Below are 23,691 nucleotides of genomic sequence, written 5' to 3'. Positions count from 1 at the left end.
ACACGCCGCATAAAAACGTTGTCAAGGATGCCGTCGGCGATTGCGTGTAGAATCTGAAGGTAAGTTGTTGCGGGATTCATCTTAAAAACTTCTCATGCGCTCTCTTCGTATCTCCGCCATCTCGTTTTTGAATACGGCTCCGCTCATGTGGGACTTCGAGCACGAGCCCTCGCCGGAACTGAGCAACAATTTCGAAGTGCAGTACACGGTGCCGTCGGCCTGTGCGCGCGCTCTGCAGGAGGGCTCAGCAGATATCGGCATCGTTCCGGTAATAACGTACGCGCAGATACCCGATCTGGTGATCATTCCTGACATTGCTATCGCGGCAAAGGGCCCGGTTCGCTCGATTCTGCTGATCAGCAAAGTGCCGATCGAGCAAATCACGACGGTCGCGATCGATACGTCATCGCGAACCTCTGTAGCATTGACGCAGGTGCTGCTAACAAACTGGTTCGGCGGGCGGCGCGAGATGTTTCCTATGGAACCAAAACTCGGGCCGATGCTCGAACGCTGCGACGCTGCATTGCTCATTGGCGATCCGGCACTGATGGCGAGCACGACCGGTTACTACGCTTACGACTTGGCGGAGGTCTGGAGCCAGAAAACGGGGAAACCCTTCGTGTTCGCATTCTGGGCGGTGCGCAGAGCGGCACTGCAAGAGATGTGTGCGCAACTTCCGCTTGCGAAAATCTTCCAGCGCTCCCGCGACCACGGCCTTCAGCGCGAGAACGTTCGCACGACGGCGGAAGAGTGGTCGAGCCGGCTCGGTTTGTCGCGGGCATCGATCGAGAGCTACCTTACGGAGAGCATCCACTACTATCTCGACGAGGATTGCACCGAAGGTATGAAACTGTATTTCCACTATGCGGCTGAATGCGGAGTGATTGACCGGGTGCCGGATTTCAGATTGCTGTGAAGCAAGTCCTGTAAGATCAGATTGTTTATCACATCCTCATTTCCAACCAGCCCTCTTTCTACTCTGCATAAATCTCCAGGAGCAGAACCCTTTATCAAGAATTTGCTTCTAAGAGGAAGAGCTTTCGTTCCTCTATGTCTTTCTCTTTGCTGGCGTGGCTATCAGGCTGGAAACTGGTCCAGAAACTTGGTGGCTTTGCATTCATTATTCTCGGTTTGCTCGATAGTTCCGTCGTTCCCCTTCCGGGCAGCATGGACGCACTCACAATTGTGCTGAGTGCAGCCCGGCGTGATCTTTGGTGGTATTACGCGCTGATGGCAACGGCAGGTTCCGTCCTCGGCGGCTACGTCACTTACCGGATTGCACGCAAGGGAGGCAAGGAAGCTGTCGAGAAGAAGTTCAAGCGGAAGCAGGCGGAGCGTGCTTACCGCGTGTTTGAGCGCTGGGGATTCTGGTCCGTGTTCCTTGGCGCGATAGCGCCGCCGCCGGTACCAATGGTGCCGTTTCTGGCAACTGCCGGTGCGTTGCAATATCCGCGACACAAATTTCTGACGGCGCTTACTACGGGCCGGTTGTTGCGCTTCACGCTGGTAGCGTGGGTAGCTGCGCATTACGGGCGGCACATCTTCAGTTTCTTCGGAAAGTACTACAAGCCTGCACTGTGGACGCTTGTCGGACTCGCGGTAGTGGGCGGAGTCACCGGGCTTCTACTGTACTTGCGGCATCGGCGGCGGCGCAGGGAACAAGCAGCATCAGCGCTGCCGGATGACGAACTGAATAGATTGCGCAACACGGATTTCGTAACACGAGTTCCTCTGGCCGAGCATCCCAAACAAAAGAGGAGTTAAACCGATGAACCTACAGAAACTCGCACTGGGAACACTGCTGGCGTTCGCCGTTTTCATACTGCCTGCGACAGCGCAAACCAGCCAGACATCGACAACAAGCACGAAGGCCGAGCACCAGGCGAAGAAGGCGCAAAATGAGGCCGCCGAATCGACGAAGGATGCTGCCGGCGCGACTGCCGACACCGCCAAGCACGCCGCCGGCAAAACGTCCGGAAAGAGCGAAAAGCTGGACATCAACACCGCGACTAAGGAACAACTCGACGCTCTGCCCGGTGTCGGCGAAGCTTATTCGAAGAAGATCATTGACGGCCGTCCGTATCGTGCAAAGACCGATCTGGTAACGAAGAGCATCGTCCCGCAGAGCACGTACGATTCGATCAAAGATCAAATCGTGGCGAAGCACGGTCCGAAGACTACCGCAAAGGCCACGAAATCAAAGTCTCCCATGCCAGGCGAAAAGAAACCCTAATGGACCGGTTACGCAGGGCGGCTACGTGCCGCCCTGTTCTTTGTGGCATTCATCCGACGCGAACTTGGATTGGGGGTTGATTCGCGATTACAATCGTTCACTTGGAAGTGTGACGGTTCCTTCGCGCCTCGTAAGGCCCGTCTAGTGAGGCCATGCCGCTAACGAAAGAACAAGCTCTTGACATGTTTCGTTCCGATGACCTGATTGGCATCGGGATGGAAGCTGATGCCGTGCGCCGCCGTCTCCATCCGGAAGGCGTGGTCAGCTACATCATCGACCGCAATATTAATTACACAAACTACTGCACCGAGTACTGCTCGTTTTGCGCCTTCTATCGTCCTCTGAAGGGAAAGCTCGCGGACGAGGGATACATTCTCGATTTCGATACCATTTACGAAAAGGTGCGCGAGACGGTCGAGTTGGGTGGTACCGGCGTGCTGATGCAGGGCGGACTGCACCCCGATCTGAAGATCGACTACTTCGAGCGGATGTTGAGCGGCATCAAGCAGCGCTTTCCGCAGGTACACCTGCATTGCTTTTCAGCGTCGGAGATCCTTGCTATTGCCGAATACAGTGCATTGAGCGTCGAGGACACGATCCGGCGTCTGCGCGATGCTGGGTTGGAGTCGATCCCTGGCGGCGGTGCCGAGATTCTTGACGACGAAGTGCGGCAGAAGGTGGCGCGGCTGAAGTGCCTGACCGAAGACTGGATGCTTGTGCATCGCACGGCCCACAAACTGGGCATGAAAACGACAGCGACGATGATGTTCGGGGTCGGCGAGACATTCGAGCACCGCATCAACCACTTCCAGCACATCTACAACCTGCAGGAAGAAACCGGTGGGTTTACGGCATTCATCCCCTGGTCGTTCCAGCCCAAGCACACGGCGTTGGGTGGACGCGGCTGGGATGAGGCTACTGCCGTCGAGTACTTGAAAACATTGGCGATCTCCCGTGTTTTCCTGTCGAATTTTCCCAATGTGCAAGCCAGCTGGGTGACGCAGGGGCTGAAGGTTTGCCAGATGGGACTCCACTTTGGTGGCAATGACGTTGGCTCGGTCATGATCGAAGAAAACGTGGTTCGTTCGGCTGGAGTAACGAACTGTACAACCGAGGAGGAACTTAGACGCATCATTCGAGATGCGGGGTTCCGTCCGGCTCAAAGAGACACGCTGTACACGAAATATTTTTTGAACTAGATGTGAGACTGCCGCATGCCTCACCCGGTGATCAAATCGGGTTCGCACGAAGGTCTACCGTGCAAAAGCTGCTGCTGTCCGTCTTGATCGGCATAGGCGTGACGTTCACGCTCGGGTACGCTGCCCAGGTAATCAGTTTGCCGGACATGCTGGAGACACTCACCATCCCCGGAGCGTGGGTTGTGAGGAACGCCTTGCCAGAAGCCATTCGCCGCAGCGTGAATGCGACCGAGTACATATTCGCGGCCAACGCGATTTTCTATGCGCTGCTCGGCTACATCGTGCTGACCGTGTTCGAGGCCCCGCGCTAGCGAACACATGGCAACCGCGACACCCTCAGATTCTCTCGATCTTAAATCGCCACTTCCAGTGTAAGCCCAAGCCGGCTCGCCTAGGATTCTGTCGGTGCGCCAGCCTCTATCGGGTACAATCAATTGTTTTGGGTGGCGGTTTGCCCGTTTATTCTGCTCGGCTGGAGTATTCTTCTGCTTTCCTGCTGGATGTCCTTCGCCTTCGCGCTCTTACAGCCGCGTCAAAACGCGTTTGTGCAATTTTTGAACAGGCAAACGAATCAGAGTTTCAAGGGGCTATACCAGGCGAATGGTTTTGACCTGGCATTGCTGATTCCGTACTTCATCGTCCTGATTATTCTTGCGGCATACGGATTCCATCGGTACCAGCTCGTCTGGATGTACTACCGCAATCGCAAGAAGAAAGCGACGGAGCCGCCAAGCCGCTTCGCTGAGTTGCCGCGCGTCACCATTCAACTGCCGATCTTCAACGAGCAGTTCGTGGTGGACCGCCTTGTGGACTCCATCTGCAAAATGGAGTATCCCCGCGACCGGCTTGAGATACAGGTGCTGGACGACTCGACGGACGAGACGGTTGAGGTGGCGCGCGACGTGGTCGAACGCTACGCGGCGATGGGGCACCCGATCGTGTACATCCACCGTACGGATCGCTATGGCTACAAAGCGGGCGCACTCGATAATGGATTGAAAACATCTAAAGGCGAGTTCGTCGCCATCTTCGACGCGGACTTCACGCCGCCAGCCGACTGGATCATGCGCGTGATTCACCACTTTGCCGAGCCCAACATCGGAATGGTGCAGACGCGCTGGACACACCTGAACCGCGACTACTCGTTCCTGACGAACGTGGAAGCTATTCTGCTTGACGGTCACTTTGTGCTCGAACATGGCGGACGCTCGCGCAAGGGTGTGTTCTTCAATTTCAACGGCACGGCCGGAATGTGGCGCAAGCAGGCAATCGACGACGCTGGCGGCTGGGAGCACGATACGCTGACGGAAGACACCGATCTCAGCTATCGCTCACAACTGAAGGGCTGGCGCTTTAAGTATCTGCAAGACGTGGAGTGTCCGGCGGAGCTGCCGATCGAGATGACAGCCTTCAAAACTCAGCAGGCACGCTGGGCGAAGGGCCTCATCCAGTGCGCGATCAAAGATTTACCGAAGGTGCTGAACTCGCCGGTTTCGAAGCGCGAGAAGGTGGAAGCCTGGTATCACCTGACGGCAAACCTGAGCTATCCACTGATGATCATTCTCAGCGTACTGCTCCTGCCCGCGATGATCATCCGCTTCTACCAGGGCTGGTTCCAGATGCTGTACATCGATCTGCCGCTGTTCATGGCATCGACGTTCTCCATCTCCAGCTTCTACCTGGTTTCGCAGAAAGAACTTTTTCCCGGTAGGTGGTACAAAACATTCCTCTATCTGCCGTTCCTCATGGCGCTCGGCATCGGTCTGACCATCACAAATTCTAAGGCTGTGTTGGAGGCTCTGATGGGCCACCAGACGGCGTTTGCGCGCACGCCAAAATACCGCGTGCAAGCAAAAGGACAGACGAGCGCTGCCGCGAAAAAGTATCGTAAGCGCCTGGGACTGATACCGTGGATCGAACTGTTGATCGGAACGTACTTTGCAGCCGCGTGCTGGTACGCCATTTCGAACGAGAACTACATCACGGTGCCGTTTCTCCTGTTGTTTGTGCTTGGATACTGGTACACGGGATTGATGTCGCTGTTGCAAGGCAGGTTCGATACGCTGATGGGACGCGCTGTGCCGAGTTCGGAAGAGCACGTGAAGCCGTTCCCGGTGGGCGTGTAGGGCAATCTTCATGCGATTGGGTTTTTAATTTGTCAATTTGACTTCGTACCTGGAACCTCATGCGCAAAGTCATCATTCGGCTTGCCCTGGTGCTGTTGATGTTCGCGCTTGTCTATGGGATCTGGTGGTTTAGTCCCTACCACCAGGTTCGATCCTTCCTCGCCTCCACTGAAATCAATGCGCCCGCCGATCGTGTCTGGCAGCTTCTGACGGATTTCAATTCGTATCCGTATTGGAATCCCTATATGCGCGTAGAAGGGCAGGCGCGCCAAGGAGAGAAGGTTCGGATTACGCTCGGGCAGGATTCCAACGCCGTCAGTTACACCGCGCGGATCCGCGTTGTGCAGGCGAACCGGCAGATGCGCTGGACGCGACGTGTGGTGCTGCCAGGAATCCTCGACCGGGAGCAGCGGTTCGAGCTAGAGGCTCTGGACGCCACGCACACTCGCCTGACGCAGAGCGAGCGCTTCAGTGGAATCCTCGTTGTGCCAATGTGGAAGAACATCGCGCTTGTCGATAACGCGCGCGGCTATCGCGAGATGAACAACGCGCTAAAGGCCCGGGCCGAGACGCAGGACTAGCGTTGAAAACACGTGGAATTGAGAGCGCGCAGATTGTTACGATTCGCACTCCGCGCCGTCCAACGTGTGGAGCATTCCATGCCTATCCGAAAACGATATTCACTTTCTGTGTTTGCACTCATTGTGCTGATGTCGACCACCACGCTTGCGCTGGACCGACAGCCGAATTCCGATTACCGCGCGCGGCGCATGGCGCTGGCGAGCAGGACAAAAGGCGCAGTGGTGTTGATGTTCGCCGCAACTGAGTCTGAGGGCTCGCTGCACGGCTTCCGCCAGGACAATAACTTTTTCTACCTGTCGGGATGGGCCGAGCCCGGTGCCGCGCTGGTCATCGCGCCGGAAGTGGCCGCTACGCCTGAGCATCCCGCTCGTCCGTACACGGAGATTCTCTTCCTGCCCGCCCACAACGTCTCCCAGGAGAAGTGGACTGGGCCGACGCTCGGTCCGGAGAACTCGCGCGCCAGCGAGATTGCAGGCTTCGCACGCGTTGAAGTCCTCGACAAACTGCGCGACGAACTGGTGAAGGTGCTGCCGCAACCGCGTGCGCTGGTGCTGACCGACCTGGCGGAGGCGGGTGAAAACTCGCCAGCGACAATTCCCTTGGAATGGCTGCGCAGGGCGAACACGTTCCCGAACTACGGCTCCGTGCAGGACGTCAAGGCCCTGCTCGCGGAGATGCGTGCCGTCAAGGACGCCGGAGAGCAGGAGCGCATTCGCAAGGCGACCGAGGCTTCGAAGGCCGCGCACCTGGCGGCGTTGAAGGCAATCAAGCCCGGCGTTACCGAGCTACAGATTTCTGGGCTGATGCAGTACGAGTTCATGAAACGTGGATGCGAGCGCCCGGCCTATGCTCCCATCGTGGGGTCCGGAATCAACTCCACGGTGCTGCACTACGCCGACAATTCGAAGACGATCGACGATGGCGATCTCGTCGTCATGGACGTGGCGGGCGAGTATTCCATGTACGCCTCGGACATCACGCGTACTGCACCTGCGAACGGCAAGTTCACACCCCGTCAGCGCGAGATCTACGACATCGTACTGGGCGCGCAGCGCGCCGTGATGGACGCGTTCGTGGCCGGCAAATCCGTTCTGACCGGCAACAGCCCGGAATCGCTCTACAAGACTGCATACGACTACATCAACACGCACGGCAAGGATCTACACGGGCAGCCTCTTGGCAAATACTTCATACATGGCCTGGGGCACAACGTCGGACTGGAAGTGCATGACCCGGGTCGCGGGCCCTTGTCGACAGGAATGGTGTTCACCATCGAGCCGGGCATCTACATCCCGGAAGAAAAGCTTGGCGTGCGCATTGAAAATATCGTTCTCGTTGGTCCGGACGGCAAGCTTGTGAACTTGACGGCCGATCTGCCGCACACGGCGGATGAGATCGAAGCAGCGATGGAGAGGTGAAGTCCGTGCACCTCCTCGTTGAAATGACGGAACCTCGGATGAGCGCGTCAGATGGACGGTTAAGTTGTTGGTCACGAAGGCTCGTGACGCGAGAACGCACTTTGGCAGGCATAACGCACATTGGGTTTTGCCTGGGATTTGGTATGCTAGACACCTGTGATCATTAAAGTGCTATTTGTAATATTGGTACTGTGCACGTTGGCTCTGGCCGGTGTGGCAATCGCCTTCTATGTTCGGGTGAAACGCCATTTGTCGAACCCAGTCGATGGGCACCATCAGCACAGGCATGATCACCTGACACGGGGACCGAAGACGCCAGCGTCGTAAACGGCGGCCCCGCGGCAGTGTTAGACGAGTCGTTCGGAAATCTACTACCAGGAAGTTGTAAATGGCGAAAGCTGCGACTTACGGCAATCTTGCGGACCGCTCGCTGGTCCTGACAAAGCAAACTGCAATCGTTGTTGGCGCGAGCCTTGCGATTGCGATCTGCGCGCGCATCAGCGTGCCCCTTCCTTTTACGCCGGTACCTTTGACGCTGGCGAACTTCGCTGTTCTCGCGGTGGGCCTGTTGCTGGGCAGCAAGCGCGGCTTTGCAGCCGCGGCGCTGTATCTGGCGCAGGGTGCCGCAGGCATGCCGGTATTCAGTCCGGCGGGTCCGGGCGGGCTGGCGCAGTTGCTCGGTCCAACCGGCGGATATCTTATCGGTTATCCCGTGGCGGCATTTGTGGCCGGCTGGGTCGCGGAGCACGGCCGCAAGTCTTTCAGCGGCAAGCTGTTGGCTGCTTGTGCGGCTGAACTTGTACTGTTTGCGGCTGGGGTGAGCTGGCTGATGATTCTGACCGGGACGCCGGCACCGGTCGCTGTGGGTTTTGGCCTGTACCCATTCATCTTCGGCGAAATCATGAAGGTAACGTCGGCCGCCGGGCTGGCGATGAAGTTCAATACACGGTCGAAGTAAAACGTGCGAAAATCAGAGCAGCCGGTTGCTATGCGCCGGCTGCTCTTTCAATTTTGTAATCGCGGCAAATCCCCGGAGCACCGATCGACTGTAAGCTGGAGTTACCGCCTCCTGGTCGCTCAGACCTAAAGGACCTATGAGTAGCAGTAAGTCAGTGAAAGAAATCAAAGTTGCGCACAGTCCGGATTCGGATGATGCGTTCATGTTCTATGGTCTGGCGACGAATAAGGTTCGTGTGCCTGGCTTCAAGTTCACGCACACGCTGTGCGACATCGAGACGCTGAACCAGAAGGCGATTGACGAAGCGTACTACGACGTCACAGCTATTTCGTTCCATTCGTATCCGTATCTGCAAGACAGGTACGCAATGATGCCGAGCGGCGGCAGCGTCGGCGACGGCTACGGTCCGATGATCGTGTCGAGCAAGAACTTCACGGTTGATGAGATCAAGGACGTCAAAATTGCCGTGCCGGGCAAGCTGACAACCGCATATCTCGCGCTGAAGCTTTTTGCGCCGGAAGTGCAGACGGAAGTCGTTCCCTTCGACCAGATCATTCCGCAGGTGCTGGAAGGCCGTTACGAAGCTGGGTTGATCATCCACGAAGGGCAGCTCACGTACGCCAAGAGCGGACTGAACCGCATCCTCGACATGGGTAAGTGGTGGCGCGAGCTCACGGGCTTGCCACTGCCGCTGGGCGGCAACGCCATCAAGCGCGAGCTTGGGACTGACGTTATGCAGAAGGTCTGCATTGCCCTGCGCGACAGCATCCAGTACGCGCTGGACAACCGTGAAGAAGCGTTGCAGTACGCAATGCAGTTCGCTCGTGACCTCGACACGCAGTCGGCCGACAAGTTTGTCGGCATGTACGTGAACGAGCGCACGCTGGATTACGGTGCGGACGGACGCGAAGCGGTCGGCCTTCTACTGAACATGGGCCACGAAAAAGGCATCATTCCACTGGAACCGAAGATGGACTGGGTGGATGTCCCGGAAAATATGCAGGCATCCAGCAGCGCTTCCAAAGGGACGCGATAAGCGTCCAGAAAATCGAAGGCCACCGGGCAGCGGCCTGTAGGGCAGATACGCCAATGGAGAACCCCATGAAGCGGCGAATACTGGCCACGCTGGTGGCCTTAGTATTTGTACTCACCCTGGCCGCAGCAGCACAGCAACCAGACGCTCAACCAAGTCCGAAGCCGCAGGTCCAACCTCAGACCCAGCCGCCAGCGATGGCCGCTAAGCCGCCAGCGCGTCCCGAGGACGTGAAGTCCATCGAGGCAATCATAGCGGCTCTGTATGACGTGATCTCAGGCACGCCGGGGCCGCGCGACTGGAACCGATTCCACTCGCTTTTCCTGCCAGAAGCGCACATGGCATTCAGCAGTAAGCGTCCGAACGGAACCTTCGTCCACAGGGTGTTCACTCCGAAAGAGTACGTCGAGCGCAGCGGACCGTACCTGGAGAAGGAAGGTTTCTTCGAAACCGGCATAGCAAACAAGATCGACAGCTTCGGCACCATAGCCCACGTGTTCGGCACCTACGAGTCACGCCACGAAAAGAACGGAAAGCCGTTTGCGCGCGGCATCAACAGCATTCAATTGCTGACCGACGGAACTCGCTGGTGGGTAGTTACGGTGATGTGGGACGAGGAACGTCCCGACAATCCGATCCCAGAGAAGTACCTGTCGAAGTAGAAGACTCTGATTCCGCGCCCCGACCGGGTGTGGCAAACCAGGATTGGAACACGGTCACCCGTGCCATCTCCGAAGTAATCACCCTGAATATGCACAACCTGTCTACAATGCACGGCATGAGATGCCGAGCACAAGTTGTGTCCGTACTCACGCTCCTGTGTGCGCTCGCAGTACCAGATGCATTGCAGGCGCAATCCAAATGTCGAGATGCGTCTGAGGACTCCCATTACAGCGTCATCGTTGAAAACAATCGCGTTCGCGTATTGGCTCTGGAACTTGGCCGTTTGGAAAGCACGAAACCTCATTGCAATAAGGCACCGTATCTCTCGATTGTGACGACTGCAAGTCGAACCACGACCCTCTTTGAGGGGCAGGGGGACCTCAGTCATGACTGGACTTCCGGCGAAGCCCGGTTTCATTACAGACGTGTGCAGCAGCACGCCATTCGCAACGACACCTCAATTGCTCACCGAGAGGTTATGGTCGAAACGCTCTTGCCTGTGCCGTTCAACTCGCAGTATGGAAGCTACGACACTGACGAGTTTGGTTCAGACCTGACGTCGGTTAAGCCCACATGGTCCACGTCGCTCACCCGAGGTGCGCTTTCCGCCACTCGAACACAATTGGCGTCTGGCGACAGCTTTGAGTTAATTGGGGCAGACCACGTCTTGATTGCACTTAGCGACCTAAAGCTCGAAACCGAAACTGGCAGCACAATCTCTTTGAACAAAGATGAACTGGCCATCCTGAAGGCTGGTGCCGCCAGTAAACTCACGAACGGCGACAAAGGTGCCGCCAAGTTCGTGATCGTTAACTTTTAAAGGTGAATTCGGCAGAGTCTTCTCTGCGTGTTTGAGTCCGGTCAGTGCCAGAAAAAAGCCGCCCCCGCAGGGACGGCTTTGTCGTTTCGGTCTCCGCGGACGAACTATCGAGCGTGCGCGGCAGAGTAATGCTTGCCGATGATGACGCCGATCTCGACGGCTGCGTCAGGATCCAAATCTTCGAACTCAAGGCCGATTCCGTCCGATACCACGTAGCGCACGACGGCATGCACCTCGCGGCGTATGGCCTCCGAATCATCGACGATGTAGAAGGCGCCGTGCGAACCGGAGGCAAGGGCAGCGCGCGTATCCACGAGCATGCCGCCACGACCTAGTATGCGCACCGGGCCCAAGGAGTTTCCGCGTTCATCCTCGGCGAAGACCTTGGCGGACTCCGGCAGTGTGACGCGTTCAAACTTGCGGCGATCAACCTCAGACATTGGCTGCTCCTCTACTGCACGATTTCCGGGAACGAGAAGACGGGGTACATGTCCACCGGGACATCGCGAACCGCCTGGAGGGCGGTGCGAAGTTCGGCTGGCATCTTATCGTACTTTGCAAACCATCTCTCTGCTCTTTCGCGATCGCCGGTGGCCTCGGTCTCCAGGAGTTCTTTGGCGAGCGAGGCAAGCGCCGTGGGCATCCTGGTGAAGTCGATGACATAGCGGGCCGGAGCGGCTGTGCGTTTGCCCTTAGAACCGGCGCGAGCGGGCGTAGAAGCGGGCTCAAGGCGGATAGCGCCTTGCTCAAGCAGGTAGTTAAACTCCATCATTTCGGCGTGCCCGTGAGCTTCGGCCGTACCAAAGCGCACCGTGCGGAAGATGCCGGCGACGTAGGAGGCGTAATACTCCTCCATGCGGGTTTGCGGCAGATAGCCGTGGTCAACGAGCCACCTGGTGCCCACCATGCCCACTACGTCGGCTTTCGCCTCTTCCAAGGCGCTATAGACAGGCCCGACAGCCTCGCGTATTTCCTGCTTGCCGGCCGGCGTGCGCGAGAACACCGGCCCGATCCCATGCGAAATCTCGTGCATCATCACGATCGTGAGATAGCCGTCTGCCGAGGCGCGCGCCGCCTGGTCGGGACGCATCAGCCGTCGCGCCAGCGGCATGATGATGTCGTTCACGCGTGCATCCATGAAGTTCCTGAAGAAAATCTTCTTTGTCCCCTTCTGCTGGTGAATGCGCGGATCGTTCGGCAGATTGTCGGCAACGGCCTGGTAGCCGTGCAGAAAGTCTCCCGACCAGTAGGGGACATCCATCACTTCCATCGGCGAAGTCTGCCCGCGCTTGGAGGGCTTGTCCTCAGCCGCAAGCGGGAGAGACTCCTGAATCTCCGGAACGTACTTCTGAAACACAGCGAGTTTCTTGCTCTCAGCCTCATTGCGTATGAGGACGGCGGCACCGTAAGAGGTCTTCGTGCCGAGCACTTCGTCGATATAGCTCTCGTAAGGAGCGAAGATGATGTCGAACTTGGGATTCTGCAAGTCCAGCCACAGCAGATCGCTAGGGAAGTAGTCGTCGGTGAGCAGCGCGTCGGCGCGCTTGTGCAGGAACTCCGCGAACGCTTTGTCTTCACTGAGCGCGGCGGCTTCACGCAGCGCCTTCGCCGCCGGTTGCAGGAAGGCGCGGTACGCAATGTGGTACCGCAAGCCCTCCAGGTTATCCCCGTTCCGGCGTAGCACGGTGTAAGAACTGTAGATTTCAGCTTTTTTTTCCGGGTGCTCCTGGACGTACTTCTCGATCTGCTCTCGCGTGACTCCGTGTGGATACAAGCCGCGTCCGGGAGGCATGGGACTGGTGCCAACGAAAGGCTTGTTCCCATCGATGAAATCGAATCGGCTGGCGTTGATGAACAACATTCGCTGCAGCTTGCGATCACGCGGGTCCTTGCCCCCTACTAACTGCTGATAAAGCGTCAACGCTTCCGGATCGTTCTGGCGCCAGAAGATGTAGTCGAGGTAGCGCGCTGCTTCCACGAGTTTGCGGACCAAGCGGCCCTCTTTTGCCGAGAGTGCCTTTTCATTGAAAGGCATCGTGACCGGTTTGAACCTGGCCAGCCGTTGATCGAGATCCCGCGCCACTTTCAACTTGGCGCCGCTAGGGTACGATCCGCCGATGGGATACTTTCGTGCACGGCCTTGCTTTCGCTGGGCAGAGGAGGTGGTCGAGAAAGAAGCAATGACTGCAACGATGGCGAGCGCGACTGCGATTCGTTTCATAGCAAAGGAAGAACTGGTTCGGAAAGCAAAATTGTACATTGGAGAACGCCATGCAGGTTTTCACAATCCGGCTATTCGAGTTCGCGCCGTCATTCTGTATTCTGGAGTCGAATGAAGACTACATGGAATCGCACGCCTCAGACGCTGCTCATCGACGCCGATGACACGCTGTGGGAGAACAATATTTATTTCGAGCGCGCCATCGCGCACTTCATCTCGTTCCTTCAGCACAAGGAACTCACGCCACTGCAGGTGCGCGAGGTGCTGAACGAGGTGGAGCGCGGCAACATCCTGAAGCACGGTTACGGCCTGCACTCCTTCGCACATGCACTGGTGGAGACCTTTGAGAAGCTGTCGGTCGAGCCGATCACGCCAGCGCTGCACGAGAGCATCCACGGCTTTGCGCACGCCATTGCAGAGCATCCGGTCGAAATCATCGCCGGCGTACAAGAGACGCTCGCGTACCTCCAGCCCCGCCATCACCTGATTGTGATGACGAAGGGCAATGTCACCGAGCAGAGCGGAAAGCTCGATCGTTCCGGGCTGAAGGAACATTTCGCAGCGGTGGAGATTGTAGCCGAGAAGGACGCGGCTACTTATTGCTCGATCGTGGAGAAATACGATTTGGCGCGTGATACCACGTGGATGGTCGGCAACAGCCCGAGATCGGATATCAATCCTGCGATTGCCGCGGGGCTCAACGCCGTGTTTGTCCCCCACGACAATACCTGGATTCTGGAACACGAAGACGTAGCAGAAGCGGCCGGCGACCGCGTGCTGCTGAGAGTGGAGAAGTTCCGCGAGCTTCAGAATTTTTTCTGAGGGGCACTGGGAAGGTACTGACCCCAGCATCTACTTAGGAACTAGCGGCCATGCCCCGAAAGCAGGGCACGCGTGGTACTCTCGTTTTGCTCTGTAGGTTCTCACTACCACCCCGTGGCAGTGATGAAGAACAATATTCGGCGTCTCCTTCTCACGTTCGAAGCGTTGAGCGACCTGGGACCTGCTATCACGGCGGAACGCGATTTCAGCGAAACCGCGCCGCTGATGCTTGCTTCTCTCATGGACGCGCTCGATGCACGCGAAGGCGCACTCTTTCGTTTTACCGACAAGCCGGCAATGATGGCCTCCATCGCGGCTCGCGGGTTCGCCTCCTTCCCTCACCCAGCAGTTATTCCGTTGCTGCCGAAGCACGTCCACGCACTGTGTAAGGTGTCTGGCCCCCGGCAGCTTTCTTCGGATATGTCGGCCGAGTTCCTCAGTTCGAACGGGAACGTTGCGCCGGAACTATTGAAGTGCCTGGCGCCGTTGCTCGTCGGCGGCAAGCTCGTGGGCATGATCGCCCTCGGACAGCGCGCAGACGGTGCACCGTACGAAAGCGAAGAGCTGGAGACCGTAGGCCTGCTCTCGCATTACATTTCCGTCGCCGTTCACAACAACACGCTGACCGAGACGCTGGCGCAGCGCGTGACCGAGAACCTGAAGCTGATGGCGACCGTGCATAACTTCTACGACACGACGCTGGAAGCCTTCGCCGCCGCCATCGATTTCAAGCACGTAAATATTCACGGACACTCGCTCCGCGTAGGCCGCTACGCTGCCGGAATCGCCGAGGCCATGGGATCTGAAGCCAGCGAAGCCGCTGGAGTGCGTGCAGCCGGATACCTGCACGACATCGGCAAGGTCGCGGTGGACAAGTATCTATTCGGCAAAACCACGGCACTCGACCCGCAGGAATTCCGGGAGATGGCGGACCATACCGTGCTTGGACACGAGATCGTGCAAGGTGTGCACTTCCCCTGGCCCAAGATCCCCGATGTCGTGCGGTGGCACCACGAGCGCAGCGACGGCACCGGATACCCGGACAAGCTGCATCAGGATGACATTCCGGAAGCGGCACGCCTTATCGCCGTGGCCGATAGTTTCGACGCCATGACGAGCGAGCGCCCGTACCGGCAGCCAATGACTGTCGGCGAAGCGCTGAACGAAATCGTAAAACTCACACCAACCAAGTTCGATGCGAACGCCGTGCAGGGTCTCCTGATACAGGTGCGTCGTGACACGGTCGCCAACAGCAATCCGCAACTGCTCGGAAAGTGGGCACCCAGAAGCTCCGATAAGGAGCCATTTCTGGACCTGCAGATGCGCTGCGATCTTGGACCGAGCGACGTAGATCACTATGCGTCGATGCTGCTGCACAAGGTCAACAAAGCGCGCGTTTACTCCGCTTAACAGGTTCCTGAAGACTATATTGGGATCATCCTGAGGTCACCGCTGCTTTTGCGCGACCTCCGTATCTGCTTTGTTATGAACAGCAGATTCTTCGCTTCGCTCAGGATAACCCCGCTTTTTGCACGTGACAGAATCCTCGATTGAACAGACTGTTTTGACCCCAACGCCGTTCCTGGCAGGAATCGGCGGATCGCGCTTTCTCCCTGCATCATCGGCCATCATCGAAGAGAAGGCTTGTTCGAGCGAGTTGGTTGGGTGAGGATAAGCAGGGGATCGGCAGTCGATGCGGTTGGAATGATCTCCGGTGTGGCCAGAAAAATTGGGGAGTCCAGAGTTGGACTCCCCATACAGAAGCGACAGAGGCGATATCGGTAAATGAGATTCATCATTCAGGAATTCGGTTGTATTTGGTTTTCATCATGACAAAGAACTTGGAGGTTCCTTTGCAGAAACGAAATGGCGCGCTCCAAGATCCGGTTAATCACGGCGGTGGAGAGCGGTTTGTTGTCGGCGAAGAGCGCTGGGCCTCAATCGGCGAATTCCGCATGCGCTACCTTTTTCAGTGTGCACAAAACCTAGCGACAGCTGGTCCGCCTATCGTTTTGATTCATGGGCTTCTTGGCTATTCCTTCTCGTGGCGCTTCAACATTGAAGCGCTTTCTGAGCGCGCCTCCGTGTACGCCGTCGATCTGCTCGGTATAGGGTTTTCGGAGCGTCCGCCGCGAGGCGCGTTGAGCTTCAGCCTCGGCGAGACGGCGCGCCGTCTGCTGCGCTGGATGCGCGAAGAAGGACTGCACGGCGTCGATCTCGTAGGCACTTCTCACGGAGGCGGCCTGGTCATGATGATGGCCGCCATCGATGCGGAAGAGCGCGGCGGAATCATAGGACGCCTCGTGCTCGTGGCGCCGATGAATCCCTGGTCGCGTGTCGGCCTTCGGCGAACCAGGTTGTTGGGACATCCAGTCGGCGCATTTTGCTTTCGCACAATCGTACCTGCCATCGGCATCTTCTCCGTCGCACGCGGGCTCATGCTGGAACGTATGTACGCCGATCCCGCCAAGGTGACTCGCGCAACGCGCCAAGGTTATGACGCGCCAATACGGACTCCGGGCACCGTGGATTATGTGCTGGACATAGTCAAGCACTGGCACGGCGACCTCGCGAAATTGAAGGAGAAAGCCGCGATCATTCTGGCGCCAACGCTGCTTGTCTGGGGAGATCAGGACAGCGCTGTTCCTGTAACTTCCGCGGCAAAGCTAAAGCTGCACATGAGAGATGCCGAACTCGTCGTCATGCCCGGTGTCGGTCACCTTCCGTACGAAGAAGCGCCTGAGGAATTCAACCGAATCCTGATTGACTGGCTCAGCCGGACCGCCCCGAGCAGAAATTTGGGAGACATAGCCGGACCCGGCTATGCGTCACCGTGACCGGATAAAGTCTCGTGGTAGTCTCGATAAGATGTCGTCGCGTGCTTTTAAGGACGTTACAGTGTGCATCGAAAGGCTGCGCTACAGGCGGACTTCAGCGGATGCACGCGAAAATTAGTGCCGTACATTGAAATCGCGCCGCATCCAACAACACAGCAAATGAGATCTCGAGCCAAACGCGTTTTAATCATCTCCGTAGGGTGGATGTTTATCATCCTTGGTATCGCTGGATTGGTTCTGCCGGTCCTGCAGGGAATATTGTTCCTGCTCATCGGCCTTATAATCCTTTCGACAGAGTGCGCCTGGGCGCACAATCTGCTGCAAGGGCTACGCAATCGCTTCCCGCGAATCGCCGCGCACATCAATCATGCAGAGCTGCACGCCAAAGCCTGGCTGCACCGTCTTACGCATCGCGGAGCACGCGTCGCAGATCCTGAATAGGCCTTCCCTGAATAAACTCTCCACGCATTGCTCTTCGCAATCCGCCCCGAAATCGGTAATGATGTAGTCAGCATGTCGGCGTGGCTCAAGTCCGTGTTGTCGAAGGTCTTGTCTAGCGTGGAGTACGAAGCGTGGGTACGCTTCCTGGTAGCCATTGTCGGACTCGCTCTGGCTCTGGCTGCGGCCGTGCTCTCCACCGTTGCCAGTGAATCCGGAAATGTTCTGGCGACCGGTATTCTGGCATCGGCGGCCCTTTTGCTTGCTGCCGTCGTGGGCCTCACGACCGTACCTTACCTGGCCCGGCGCGTGGTGGTTGCCGGAATGCGTGACGCCTTTGATTTCGACGTTACCAGGGAAGGCGTGGCCTACATCGTGCTCACGCTGGTCATCGGCGTAGCGGCACTCAACACCGGCAACAATCTCCTCTTCCTAGTGGTTGCTGCCATGCTCGCGGCTGTGCTGGTCGGCGGAGTCTCTTCCGCCCTGGTACTTCGCGGTCTGCTGCTTGAGGTGAACATTCCGGCACACGTCTTTGCTGGAACCGCGGTCAGCGCGCGCCTTGTGTTGCGAAACCTGCGCCGCTTGCTTCCCGCCTTATCGGTCAGCGTCGTGCCACCACGCCAGAAGAAGACCGGCAAGCGCTGGGGAACCCGCCATACCGTTTTCGTATTCCCATCAGAGAAGACCGGACGGAAGCCTTGGGTGCGCTGGCCTGACATCTGGTTCGAGCGCAAAGACCAAGCTGCACCCGGCGAAGCGATTTTCCGCGAGCGTGTTTACTTCCCATACATCGCGCCGGGCGATGCTGGGCGCGCAGATCTCGAGCTGCGCTTCGACCGTCGCGGACGTTACGTCCAGAACAGCTTCGGCCTTGCCACGCGATTCCCATTCTCATTCCTGGTGAAGACGCGCCGAGTGCCGCTGAATCGCGAGATCGTTGTCTATCCGCCGGTGGAGCCGACGGATGAGCTATTCGAAGTACTGCCGATGATAACCGGCGAGTTTGAGAGCTACGTGCGGGGACGCGGATACGACCTCTACCGCATACGCGAGTACGGCCCTGAGGACTCCGCTCGCCACGTCGATTGGAAATCCACCGCCAAATCAGGCTCGCTGAAGGTGCGCGAGTTTACGCGCGAGGACGAGCGCAAGTTGCGTATTGTCTTCGACAATCCTGCGCCGGGCGTGGTCAGCCAGGCCGCGTATGAGAACGCAGTCGCACTTGCGGCATCTCTGGGATGGCACTTCGCCGACGAACACACGGAGTTGAGCTTTGCCGCCGCAGGTTATGACGGAGGTCACGACGTCTACCAGTTCCTTGCTTACCTGGCGCTGGTGAAGGAGTGCGAGGGCACGTCGGTGCTGGAAACGCTCGATGTTACAGACGATTACAATGTCGTCCTAACGGCTCGGCAGCGCGGCAGCATCCCCTCCAGGCTCTGGCAATCTTCCTATTTCGTATTCATTGACAAGTAGTGGACAGCGCTCCTGGATAAGGCTACAAGGCCGATGTCCCTCAGTCACTTGTGCTTGTCTTTGGCGGCGAATAGCATTCGGAGACAAAGCTGCGGGAGGACAAAGTAATGCGCAAGATTTCTGCCGGCGCAATCGCTGGCGCAATGGCATGTGTGCTGATGTTTGCGAGCGTACTCGCCAGTGCGCAGATGCGGCGGCCACAGTCGCAGTCCAACGCGGGCGTCATTCCGAGCGGCACTCAGTTGGATGTCCGTCTCATCGATAGCCTGAGCAGCGAAACCGCCAATGCGGGAGACACTTTCCGTGGTACGCTGCAAAGCCCGGTCGTCGTGAACGGCACGACGGTTTTCCCCAAGGGCGCGGATGTCGCCGGAACCGTTGTGTCGGCGAAGCGTTCCGGCCGCCTCAGTGGGCCCGGAGTGCTGGAACTGGCGCTCACGCGAGTCGAGTACGGCTCCGTAGCAGCCAGCGTCAATGTTGAGCCGCTACTTCTTAAGGGCGAGTCGCACACCAAAAGCAATACCACCAAGATTGGCGGTGGCGCTGCCGCCGGTGCGATCATCGGCGCGATCACGGGTGGCGGCAAGGGTGCTGCCGTTGGAGCCGCTGTTGGCGCAGCCGCAGGTACAGGCGCAGCCGCAGCCACCGGCAAGAGAGAGTCCAGAGTCGACTCGGAAGCCATTCTGTCCTGGAGAACGACTTCGAATTCGCAGGCGGCAAAGGTCTCCGGCTACCGCACCAACTCCGGTTACAGCAACAACACCGCTGCCAGGGCGAACGATTCCGTCAGGAATTTGGACGACGATCGCGACCTCCAACGCCGGGAGGACGCCGTTCGCATCAATGACGGCCGCGGCTGGGTTCCGGAGTTTTCCGCGCGCGAACGTCGCGTCATCCGGGGGTGCATGGGCGATACTCGCAATCTGCCTCCTGGGCTTGCGAAGCGTGACCGCTTGCCGCCCGGTCTGGAGAAGCAGCTCCGCAGGAACGGCACTCTCCCGCCAGGATTGCAGAAGCGCGTTCAGGCTCTACCGGTTCGTTGTGAGCAGCAATTGCCATCGCTACCCAGAGCCATTCAGCGCGTCATTTTAAATCGCAGCATCATCCTGATAGACATCAACGCTCAGAGCCGTATTCTCGATCTGTTCAGCCTGGACGATCGCGACTGAGATGTTTTTCCGCACGCACGAAAGCCCGGCAAACTAAACTGCTGGGCTTTCTACTTTGCCGCTTCTTGCCGCTCCGTACCAGACTGGCCTCGATTCCAGTGCTCGACGGACATCTCGCACCATGCCACTGCCGTCTAGAAAAAAAGATTATCTGGTCTTTCGTCCGAACCGAACTCGACATATACTCCGAGGCAAACATGCTCTCCTGAACCGGAGCGGGTTAACTCCATATATCTACTGCGCAGGCATTTCGGTCATCATCGAGTCGGTTGGGAGGAGCTAATGGCAACGATTCACGAGTTGGTGAGGGGGCGGGAAGTCTATTACGTTCAGGCCGACGATAAGGTATTGGATGCCGCGCGCTACATGAGCGGGCACAATATAGGCGCGGTTCCTGTGGTGCAAAGCGGCACGCTGGTCGGAGTCTTCTCCGAGCGCGACATCATGACACGCGTTCTCATCGAGGCGCGTGATCCCAGCCAGATATCCGTAGCGGAAGTTATGACGCCAGATCCTCGCATCGTTGGCACGGACGAACTGGTGGACCGCTGCATGCTCGTGATGAAGCAGTACGGATTCCGGCATCTGCCTGTCGTGGACAACGGCAAACTCGTCGGCTTCTTGTCCATGCGCGATCTTCTGCTCCACGATCTCGACGAAAAAGACGTGGAAGTCCGTATGATGCGCGCCTACATGAATAATGGCGCGGAGTAGGGAAGTCCTCTGCTGAACTGCTTACCGCCCATCTCTCAACAGAAGTCATTGCAAGAAGTTCCGCCGCAGAAAATCGCAACAGAAAACGGTGCAGCGCCCATGCCGGGCTGCACCGTTTATGTTTTCGATTGGTGCGCGTTTACTTCTTCGCCTTCAACTTCAGCGAGTGCATAACTTCCAGGCCGAGGCGTGCTTCCTTGCTGGTCATTGGCCCGGTCGTGCTGCACGTTGCCATCAGTAGCGTATCGCCGTTCGCCAGGAAGAGCAGCTCCCAGTTATTCCCGTCCGTGTCGCGATAGTGCACGGATGCATGCTGGCGAGTCCCGCCCTGCATCTTCGGGCGGCCTTTCGTTTGCAACCGCTCCAGGAAGTCGTGCAGATAAACACGCGCGTCCAGCGACTTCACTTCATGATTGCGTTGATAAGCGTTGACGATGATGGACGTGCCACCGGAGGGGGCGTCGAGTTCAAGGTCGTCGTTGGTCTGTCGCAGCGTCCAGAACGGCGGAACAGCGATGCTCACGTGTCCGCGTGGGACCGTGTAGAGGCCAGCGTGGAATCCATTTGTCTTGCCGCTTGCCTTGCGTGCCGTGCTCTTGGGCGCGCCAGCGCTTTTTCGCGCAGGCGGGGCCGTACGGGTGCGTTTGGTTGCACTCTTCTTTTTAGTTGTGGCCAATGTATTTTCCTTCCGAGAATAACTCTAACCTGTGACGAACGATTTGGCGACGATGGGTTTCGTGCCTGAAGCTGCAAAAAGTGGCGCTGAGCACGTACTCAACTCCTCGCGTCACCTCTTCGTGATGATTTCGCGCAATGTATATGTCAGGTCTTCCGCCGTATGAACTGGTGGGCGGCAGGTGAAGTCCGAGCAGACGATTGCAACCGCTCGGCCGTCGCTCAGTCCCGGCACGTTTGGAATTGTTTGTTTTAAAGCGGGTGGTAAATAGGCGCCCACTGCCTCGTTCTCGGTAATGCGCACCACTGACTTGTTGATCGCGAAGGGAGCTACGGCGGCATCGTACAGCGCGTCGGCTTGCAATCCGTGTCCCACGAGGACAACTTGCGTATGTGAGCGCAACATCCAGATGGATGCAATGCCGTATGTCCCCGCGTAGATGCCGAACTGCTCTGCGATTCCAGCAAAAACTTCCAGTGTTTTTTCCGCTTTGTCGCGATACGAAGCTTCGTTCGTGTAAGCGTGCAGACGCAGCAACCCGATCGCCGCGCATGGATCTCCGGCTGGAGTCGGCGAGTCCTGGAATGGCTTTCTCTTCGCGCTTAACGCTCCGAGCGCGACGGCCTCCGTGCGCGCGTGTTCGGTGTCGAAGAATCCCCCGGACGTGACATCGTAGAAACGCGCGATCATGGCATCAGCGATCGCACGCGCGAAACGGAAATAGCTCATGTCTGCCGTGGCTTCGTAAGCATCCAGGCAGGCGAGCACCGTGTAGGCGTAATCGTCCAACAGTCCTCGCACTTCGCGGCGCGTCGCCGAGAGATCGGAGTAGGCGATGACGTGAAGCAGGCCGCGATCCACATTCCAAGCTTCCGATAGCAGGCGGTCGAGCGAGCGCAGCGCAAAGCTGCGCGCGTTTTCCATCGTGGAATCAGCCACGCCCGACGTCGCCGTTCCCAGCACGGAGGAAGCGTGCAGGTACGCCGAGATGCAAAGCGCGTTCCAGTTCGTATACACCGTTTTATCGATGTAAGGCGTAGGACGCGTAAGCCGTGCCTTGAGCATCTTCTGTTTTGCGGAAGCCAGCAAAGTTTCGACCTCGCTGCGCTCTTTGCCCAACCGCGACGCGATCTCCTCAACAGAAGCACGAATCCATAGAACGTTCTTCGCGTGGTTGTGGTGCATTTCGCCGACTTCGTCGATGTCGTAGTGCAGCGTTGCTACTTCGAATTCCTGCTCTTTGAGCACGGCGCTAGCTTCGTCGCGAGTCCAGGTAAAGTAATCACCGTCGTCGTCCAGGTTGATGTCTGCGTCCTGCGACGAGAAGAAGCCGCCGCGCTCGCGGTCGCTGAGCCACTCGTCCATCCAGCGAATGATGTCTCGCGCGATGTGCGCGAAAAAGGGATTGCGCGTCGCCTGGTATGCGTGAACGTAATTCTTCAGCAGCTCCGAGTTGTCATAGGACATTTTCTCGAAGTGCGGCACGCACCAGCGCTCGTCCACAGAGTAGCGATGGAAGCCGCCTGCAAGCTGGTCGTACACGCCGCCACGCGCCATGTGCTCCAGCGTTTTCATTACCACAGTTCCTACTTGTTCTTCGCCTGTGCGCGAGTACCAGTCCAGCAGCAAATCCAGCGCTGCCGGATGCGGAAACTTAGGTGCTCCGCCAAACCCGCCATTCTCCCGATCGAAGGCGCCGAGTGCGGCCTGCACCATCTGTTCCACAACGCGAGGCGAAAACTCGGCCGAGCCGCCCAGCATACCTTCGGCGTGTCCGAGAGCGTGCATCAGCTTTCCGGCTTCCTCTTCCACATCCGAGCGGCGCTCACGGTACGCCTCGGATATGGCGAGCAATATCTTCTTGAACCCAGGGCGTCCCATGCTGTCCGCGGGAGGGAAGTACGTGCCGCCGTAGAACGGTTTGCCCTCCGAAGTCAGGAAAACGGTGAGGGGCCAGCCGCCCTGTCCGCTGATGGCGGCCACCGCCGTTTGGTGACGCGAATCCACATCAGGGCGCTCATCGCGATCGACCTTGATGGCAACAAAGTTTTCATTGATGATGCGCGCCACTTCGGGACTGTCATACGACTCACGATCCATCACGTGGCACCAGTGGCACCACACCGCGCCGATGTCCAGTAACACAGGCTTATTCTCGCGTTGAGCGAGAGCAAAAGCCTCATCGCCCCACTCGTGCCACTGAATCGGCTGGTGCATTGCGGATCGAAGGTAAGCGGAAGAGGCGTGGCCCAGGGTGTTCGTCTGGCTCGTGCTCATATGGCATTAGTGTATCGCCATAACGA

23 protein-coding genes are annotated in these 23,691 nt (G+C 57.8%); 19 read left to right on the top strand and 4 right to left on the bottom strand.

Annotated features, from left to right (window positions below):
• Positions 1–94 precede the first annotated feature (94 nt).
• From VN622_06665 to VN622_06610, 12 genes are all read left to right on the top strand, one after another.
• Positions 95–916, top strand: a complete 822-nt coding sequence (locus tag VN622_06665; GenBank protein ID HWR35536.1) for a menaquinone biosynthesis protein — start codon at positions 95–97, stop codon at positions 914–916.
• Between the two features lie 134 nt (positions 917–1,050).
• A complete protein-coding gene (locus VN622_06660; protein HWR35535.1) occupies positions 1,051–1,764 on the top strand; it encodes a VTT domain-containing protein in 714 nt (237 codons plus the stop codon).
• A gap of 4 nt (positions 1,765–1,768) precedes the next feature.
• Complete coding sequence (locus tag VN622_06655; GenBank protein ID HWR35534.1) at positions 1,769–2,233, top strand: helix-hairpin-helix domain-containing protein; 465 nt, start codon at positions 1,769–1,771, stop codon at positions 2,231–2,233.
• 152 nt (positions 2,234–2,385) lie between these two features.
• A complete protein-coding gene (mqnC, locus tag VN622_06650; GenBank protein HWR35533.1) occupies positions 2,386–3,432 on the top strand; it encodes a cyclic dehypoxanthinyl futalosine synthase in 1,047 nt (348 codons plus the stop codon).
• A gap of 59 nt (positions 3,433–3,491) precedes the next feature.
• Positions 3,492–3,743 (top strand): hypothetical protein, encoded by a 252-nt coding sequence (locus VN622_06645; protein HWR35532.1) that lies wholly within the window; start codon positions 3,492–3,494, stop codon positions 3,741–3,743.
• Positions 3,744–3,986: 243 nt separating this feature from the next.
• The gene (locus VN622_06640) at positions 3,987–5,558 is read left to right on the top strand and encodes a cellulose synthase family protein (GenBank protein HWR35531.1); all 1,572 of its coding nucleotides are present in this window, start codon (positions 3,987–3,989) and stop codon (positions 5,556–5,558) included.
• Between the two features lie 59 nt (positions 5,559–5,617).
• Positions 5,618–6,139: an SRPBCC domain-containing protein gene (locus tag VN622_06635; protein HWR35530.1), complete on the top strand. Its 522-nt coding sequence runs from the start codon at positions 5,618–5,620 to the stop codon at positions 6,137–6,139.
• Positions 6,140–6,217: 78 nt separating this feature from the next.
• Positions 6,218–7,558 (top strand): Xaa-Pro peptidase family protein, encoded by a 1,341-nt coding sequence (locus tag VN622_06630; protein HWR35529.1) that lies wholly within the window; start codon positions 6,218–6,220, stop codon positions 7,556–7,558.
• Between the two features lie 388 nt (positions 7,559–7,946).
• Positions 7,947–8,516: a biotin transporter BioY gene (locus VN622_06625; protein HWR35528.1), complete on the top strand. Its 570-nt coding sequence runs from the start codon at positions 7,947–7,949 to the stop codon at positions 8,514–8,516.
• A gap of 136 nt (positions 8,517–8,652) precedes the next feature.
• Positions 8,653–9,552, top strand: a complete 900-nt coding sequence (locus VN622_06620) for an MqnA/MqnD/SBP family protein (protein ID HWR35527.1) — start codon at positions 8,653–8,655, stop codon at positions 9,550–9,552.
• A 65-nt stretch (positions 9,553–9,617) separates the two neighbouring features.
• Positions 9,618–10,211 carry a hypothetical protein gene (locus VN622_06615; GenBank protein HWR35526.1) on the top strand — a complete coding sequence of 198 codons (594 nt, stop codon included), beginning with the start codon at positions 9,618–9,620 and terminating at the stop codon, positions 10,209–10,211.
• Positions 10,212–10,348: 137 nt separating this feature from the next.
• A complete protein-coding gene (locus VN622_06610) occupies positions 10,349–11,032 on the top strand; it encodes a hypothetical protein (GenBank protein HWR35525.1) in 684 nt (227 codons plus the stop codon).
• Positions 11,033–11,136: 104 nt separating this feature from the next.
• Here VN622_06610 and VN622_06605 read toward each other — a convergent pair whose 3' ends face one another.
• Both VN622_06605 and VN622_06600 read right to left on the bottom strand, forming a co-directional pair.
• The gene (locus tag VN622_06605; GenBank protein ID HWR35524.1) at positions 11,137–11,472 is read right to left on the bottom strand and encodes a PilZ domain-containing protein; all 336 of its coding nucleotides are present in this window, start codon (positions 11,470–11,472) and stop codon (positions 11,137–11,139) included.
• A gap of 11 nt (positions 11,473–11,483) precedes the next feature.
• Positions 11,484–13,253: a Zn-dependent hydrolase gene (locus tag VN622_06600; protein ID HWR35523.1), complete on the bottom strand. Its 1,770-nt coding sequence runs from the start codon at positions 13,251–13,253 to the stop codon at positions 11,484–11,486.
• Positions 13,254–13,364: 111 nt separating this feature from the next.
• On the opposite strand from VN622_06600, the gene VN622_06595 reads away from it, so the two are divergent.
• The 7 genes from VN622_06595 to VN622_06565 all read left to right on the top strand — a co-directional run bounded on the left by VN622_06595 (position 13,365) and on the right by VN622_06565 (position 20,712).
• On the top strand, positions 13,365–14,075 hold the full coding sequence (locus VN622_06595; GenBank protein HWR35522.1) for an HAD family hydrolase: 711 nt from the start codon (positions 13,365–13,367) through the stop codon (positions 14,073–14,075).
• 123 nt (positions 14,076–14,198) lie between these two features.
• The gene (locus VN622_06590; GenBank protein HWR35521.1) at positions 14,199–15,485 is read left to right on the top strand and encodes an HD domain-containing phosphohydrolase; all 1,287 of its coding nucleotides are present in this window, start codon (positions 14,199–14,201) and stop codon (positions 15,483–15,485) included.
• A 443-nt stretch (positions 15,486–15,928) separates the two neighbouring features.
• Entirely contained in the window at positions 15,929–16,912 is a 984-nt protein-coding gene (locus VN622_06585) for an alpha/beta fold hydrolase (GenBank protein ID HWR35520.1), read from the top strand.
• Between the two features lie 159 nt (positions 16,913–17,071).
• Entirely contained in the window at positions 17,072–17,353 is a 282-nt protein-coding gene (locus VN622_06580; GenBank protein ID HWR35519.1) for a PGPGW domain-containing protein, read from the top strand.
• 72 nt (positions 17,354–17,425) lie between these two features.
• Positions 17,426–18,829, top strand: coding sequence for a DUF58 domain-containing protein (locus tag VN622_06575; protein ID HWR35518.1), 1,404 nt, complete (start codon positions 17,426–17,428; stop codon positions 18,827–18,829).
• A 107-nt stretch (positions 18,830–18,936) separates the two neighbouring features.
• Positions 18,937–19,998: a hypothetical protein gene (locus tag VN622_06570; GenBank protein HWR35517.1), complete on the top strand. Its 1,062-nt coding sequence runs from the start codon at positions 18,937–18,939 to the stop codon at positions 19,996–19,998.
• 282 nt (positions 19,999–20,280) lie between these two features.
• A complete protein-coding gene (locus VN622_06565) occupies positions 20,281–20,712 on the top strand; it encodes a CBS domain-containing protein (GenBank protein HWR35516.1) in 432 nt (143 codons plus the stop codon).
• Positions 20,713–20,851: 139 nt separating this feature from the next.
• Here VN622_06565 and VN622_06560 read toward each other — a convergent pair whose 3' ends face one another.
• The gene (locus VN622_06560; protein HWR35515.1) at positions 20,852–21,388 is read right to left on the bottom strand and encodes a hypothetical protein; all 537 of its coding nucleotides are present in this window, start codon (positions 21,386–21,388) and stop codon (positions 20,852–20,854) included.
• 111 nt (positions 21,389–21,499) lie between these two features.
• Complete coding sequence (locus VN622_06555) at positions 21,500–23,665, bottom strand: thioredoxin domain-containing protein (protein ID HWR35514.1); 2,166 nt, start codon at positions 23,663–23,665, stop codon at positions 21,500–21,502.
• Between the last annotated feature and the right edge of the window lie 26 nt (positions 23,666–23,691).

It is taken from the genome of Clostridia bacterium, assembly GCA_035561135.1.
Classification (GTDB): Bacteria; Acidobacteriota; Terriglobia; order Terriglobales; family Acidobacteriaceae; genus DATMYA01.
The sequence above is the reverse complement of the archived record's forward strand: the minus strand, read 5'-3'. Positions and strand labels throughout refer to the sequence as shown.

Coding starts and splice junctions, on each gene's coding strand:
- VN622_06665 (HWR35536.1), top strand. CDS start 95: ATGCGCTCTCTTCGTATCTCCGCCATCTCGTTTTTGAATACGGCTCCG.
- VN622_06660 (HWR35535.1), top strand. CDS start 1,051: ATGTCTTTCTCTTTGCTGGCGTGGCTATCAGGCTGGAAACTGGTCCAG.
- VN622_06655 (HWR35534.1), top strand. CDS start 1,769: ATGAACCTACAGAAACTCGCACTGGGAACACTGCTGGCGTTCGCCGTT.
- mqnC (HWR35533.1), top strand. CDS start 2,386: ATGCCGCTAACGAAAGAACAAGCTCTTGACATGTTTCGTTCCGATGAC.
- VN622_06635 (HWR35530.1), top strand. CDS start 5,618: ATGCGCAAAGTCATCATTCGGCTTGCCCTGGTGCTGTTGATGTTCGCG.
- VN622_06630 (HWR35529.1), top strand. CDS start 6,218: ATGCCTATCCGAAAACGATATTCACTTTCTGTGTTTGCACTCATTGTG.
- VN622_06625 (HWR35528.1), top strand. CDS start 7,947: ATGGCGAAAGCTGCGACTTACGGCAATCTTGCGGACCGCTCGCTGGTC.
- VN622_06620 (HWR35527.1), top strand. CDS start 8,653: ATGAGTAGCAGTAAGTCAGTGAAAGAAATCAAAGTTGCGCACAGTCCG.
- VN622_06615 (HWR35526.1), top strand. CDS start 9,618: ATGAAGCGGCGAATACTGGCCACGCTGGTGGCCTTAGTATTTGTACTC.
- VN622_06605 (HWR35524.1), bottom strand. CDS start 11,472: ATGTCTGAGGTTGATCGCCGCAAGTTTGAACGCGTCACACTGCCGGAG.
- VN622_06600 (HWR35523.1), bottom strand. CDS start 13,253: ATGAAACGAATCGCAGTCGCGCTCGCCATCGTTGCAGTCATTGCTTCT.
- VN622_06595 (HWR35522.1), top strand. CDS start 13,365: ATGAAGACTACATGGAATCGCACGCCTCAGACGCTGCTCATCGACGCC.
- VN622_06590 (HWR35521.1), top strand. CDS start 14,199: ATGAAGAACAATATTCGGCGTCTCCTTCTCACGTTCGAAGCGTTGAGC.
- VN622_06580 (HWR35519.1), top strand. CDS start 17,072: ATGAGATCTCGAGCCAAACGCGTTTTAATCATCTCCGTAGGGTGGATG.
- VN622_06575 (HWR35518.1), top strand. CDS start 17,426: ATGTCGGCGTGGCTCAAGTCCGTGTTGTCGAAGGTCTTGTCTAGCGTG.
- VN622_06570 (HWR35517.1), top strand. CDS start 18,937: ATGCGCAAGATTTCTGCCGGCGCAATCGCTGGCGCAATGGCATGTGTG.
- VN622_06565 (HWR35516.1), top strand. CDS start 20,281: ATGGCAACGATTCACGAGTTGGTGAGGGGGCGGGAAGTCTATTACGTT.
- VN622_06555 (HWR35514.1), bottom strand. CDS start 23,665: ATGAGCACGAGCCAGACGAACACCCTGGGCCACGCCTCTTCCGCTTAC.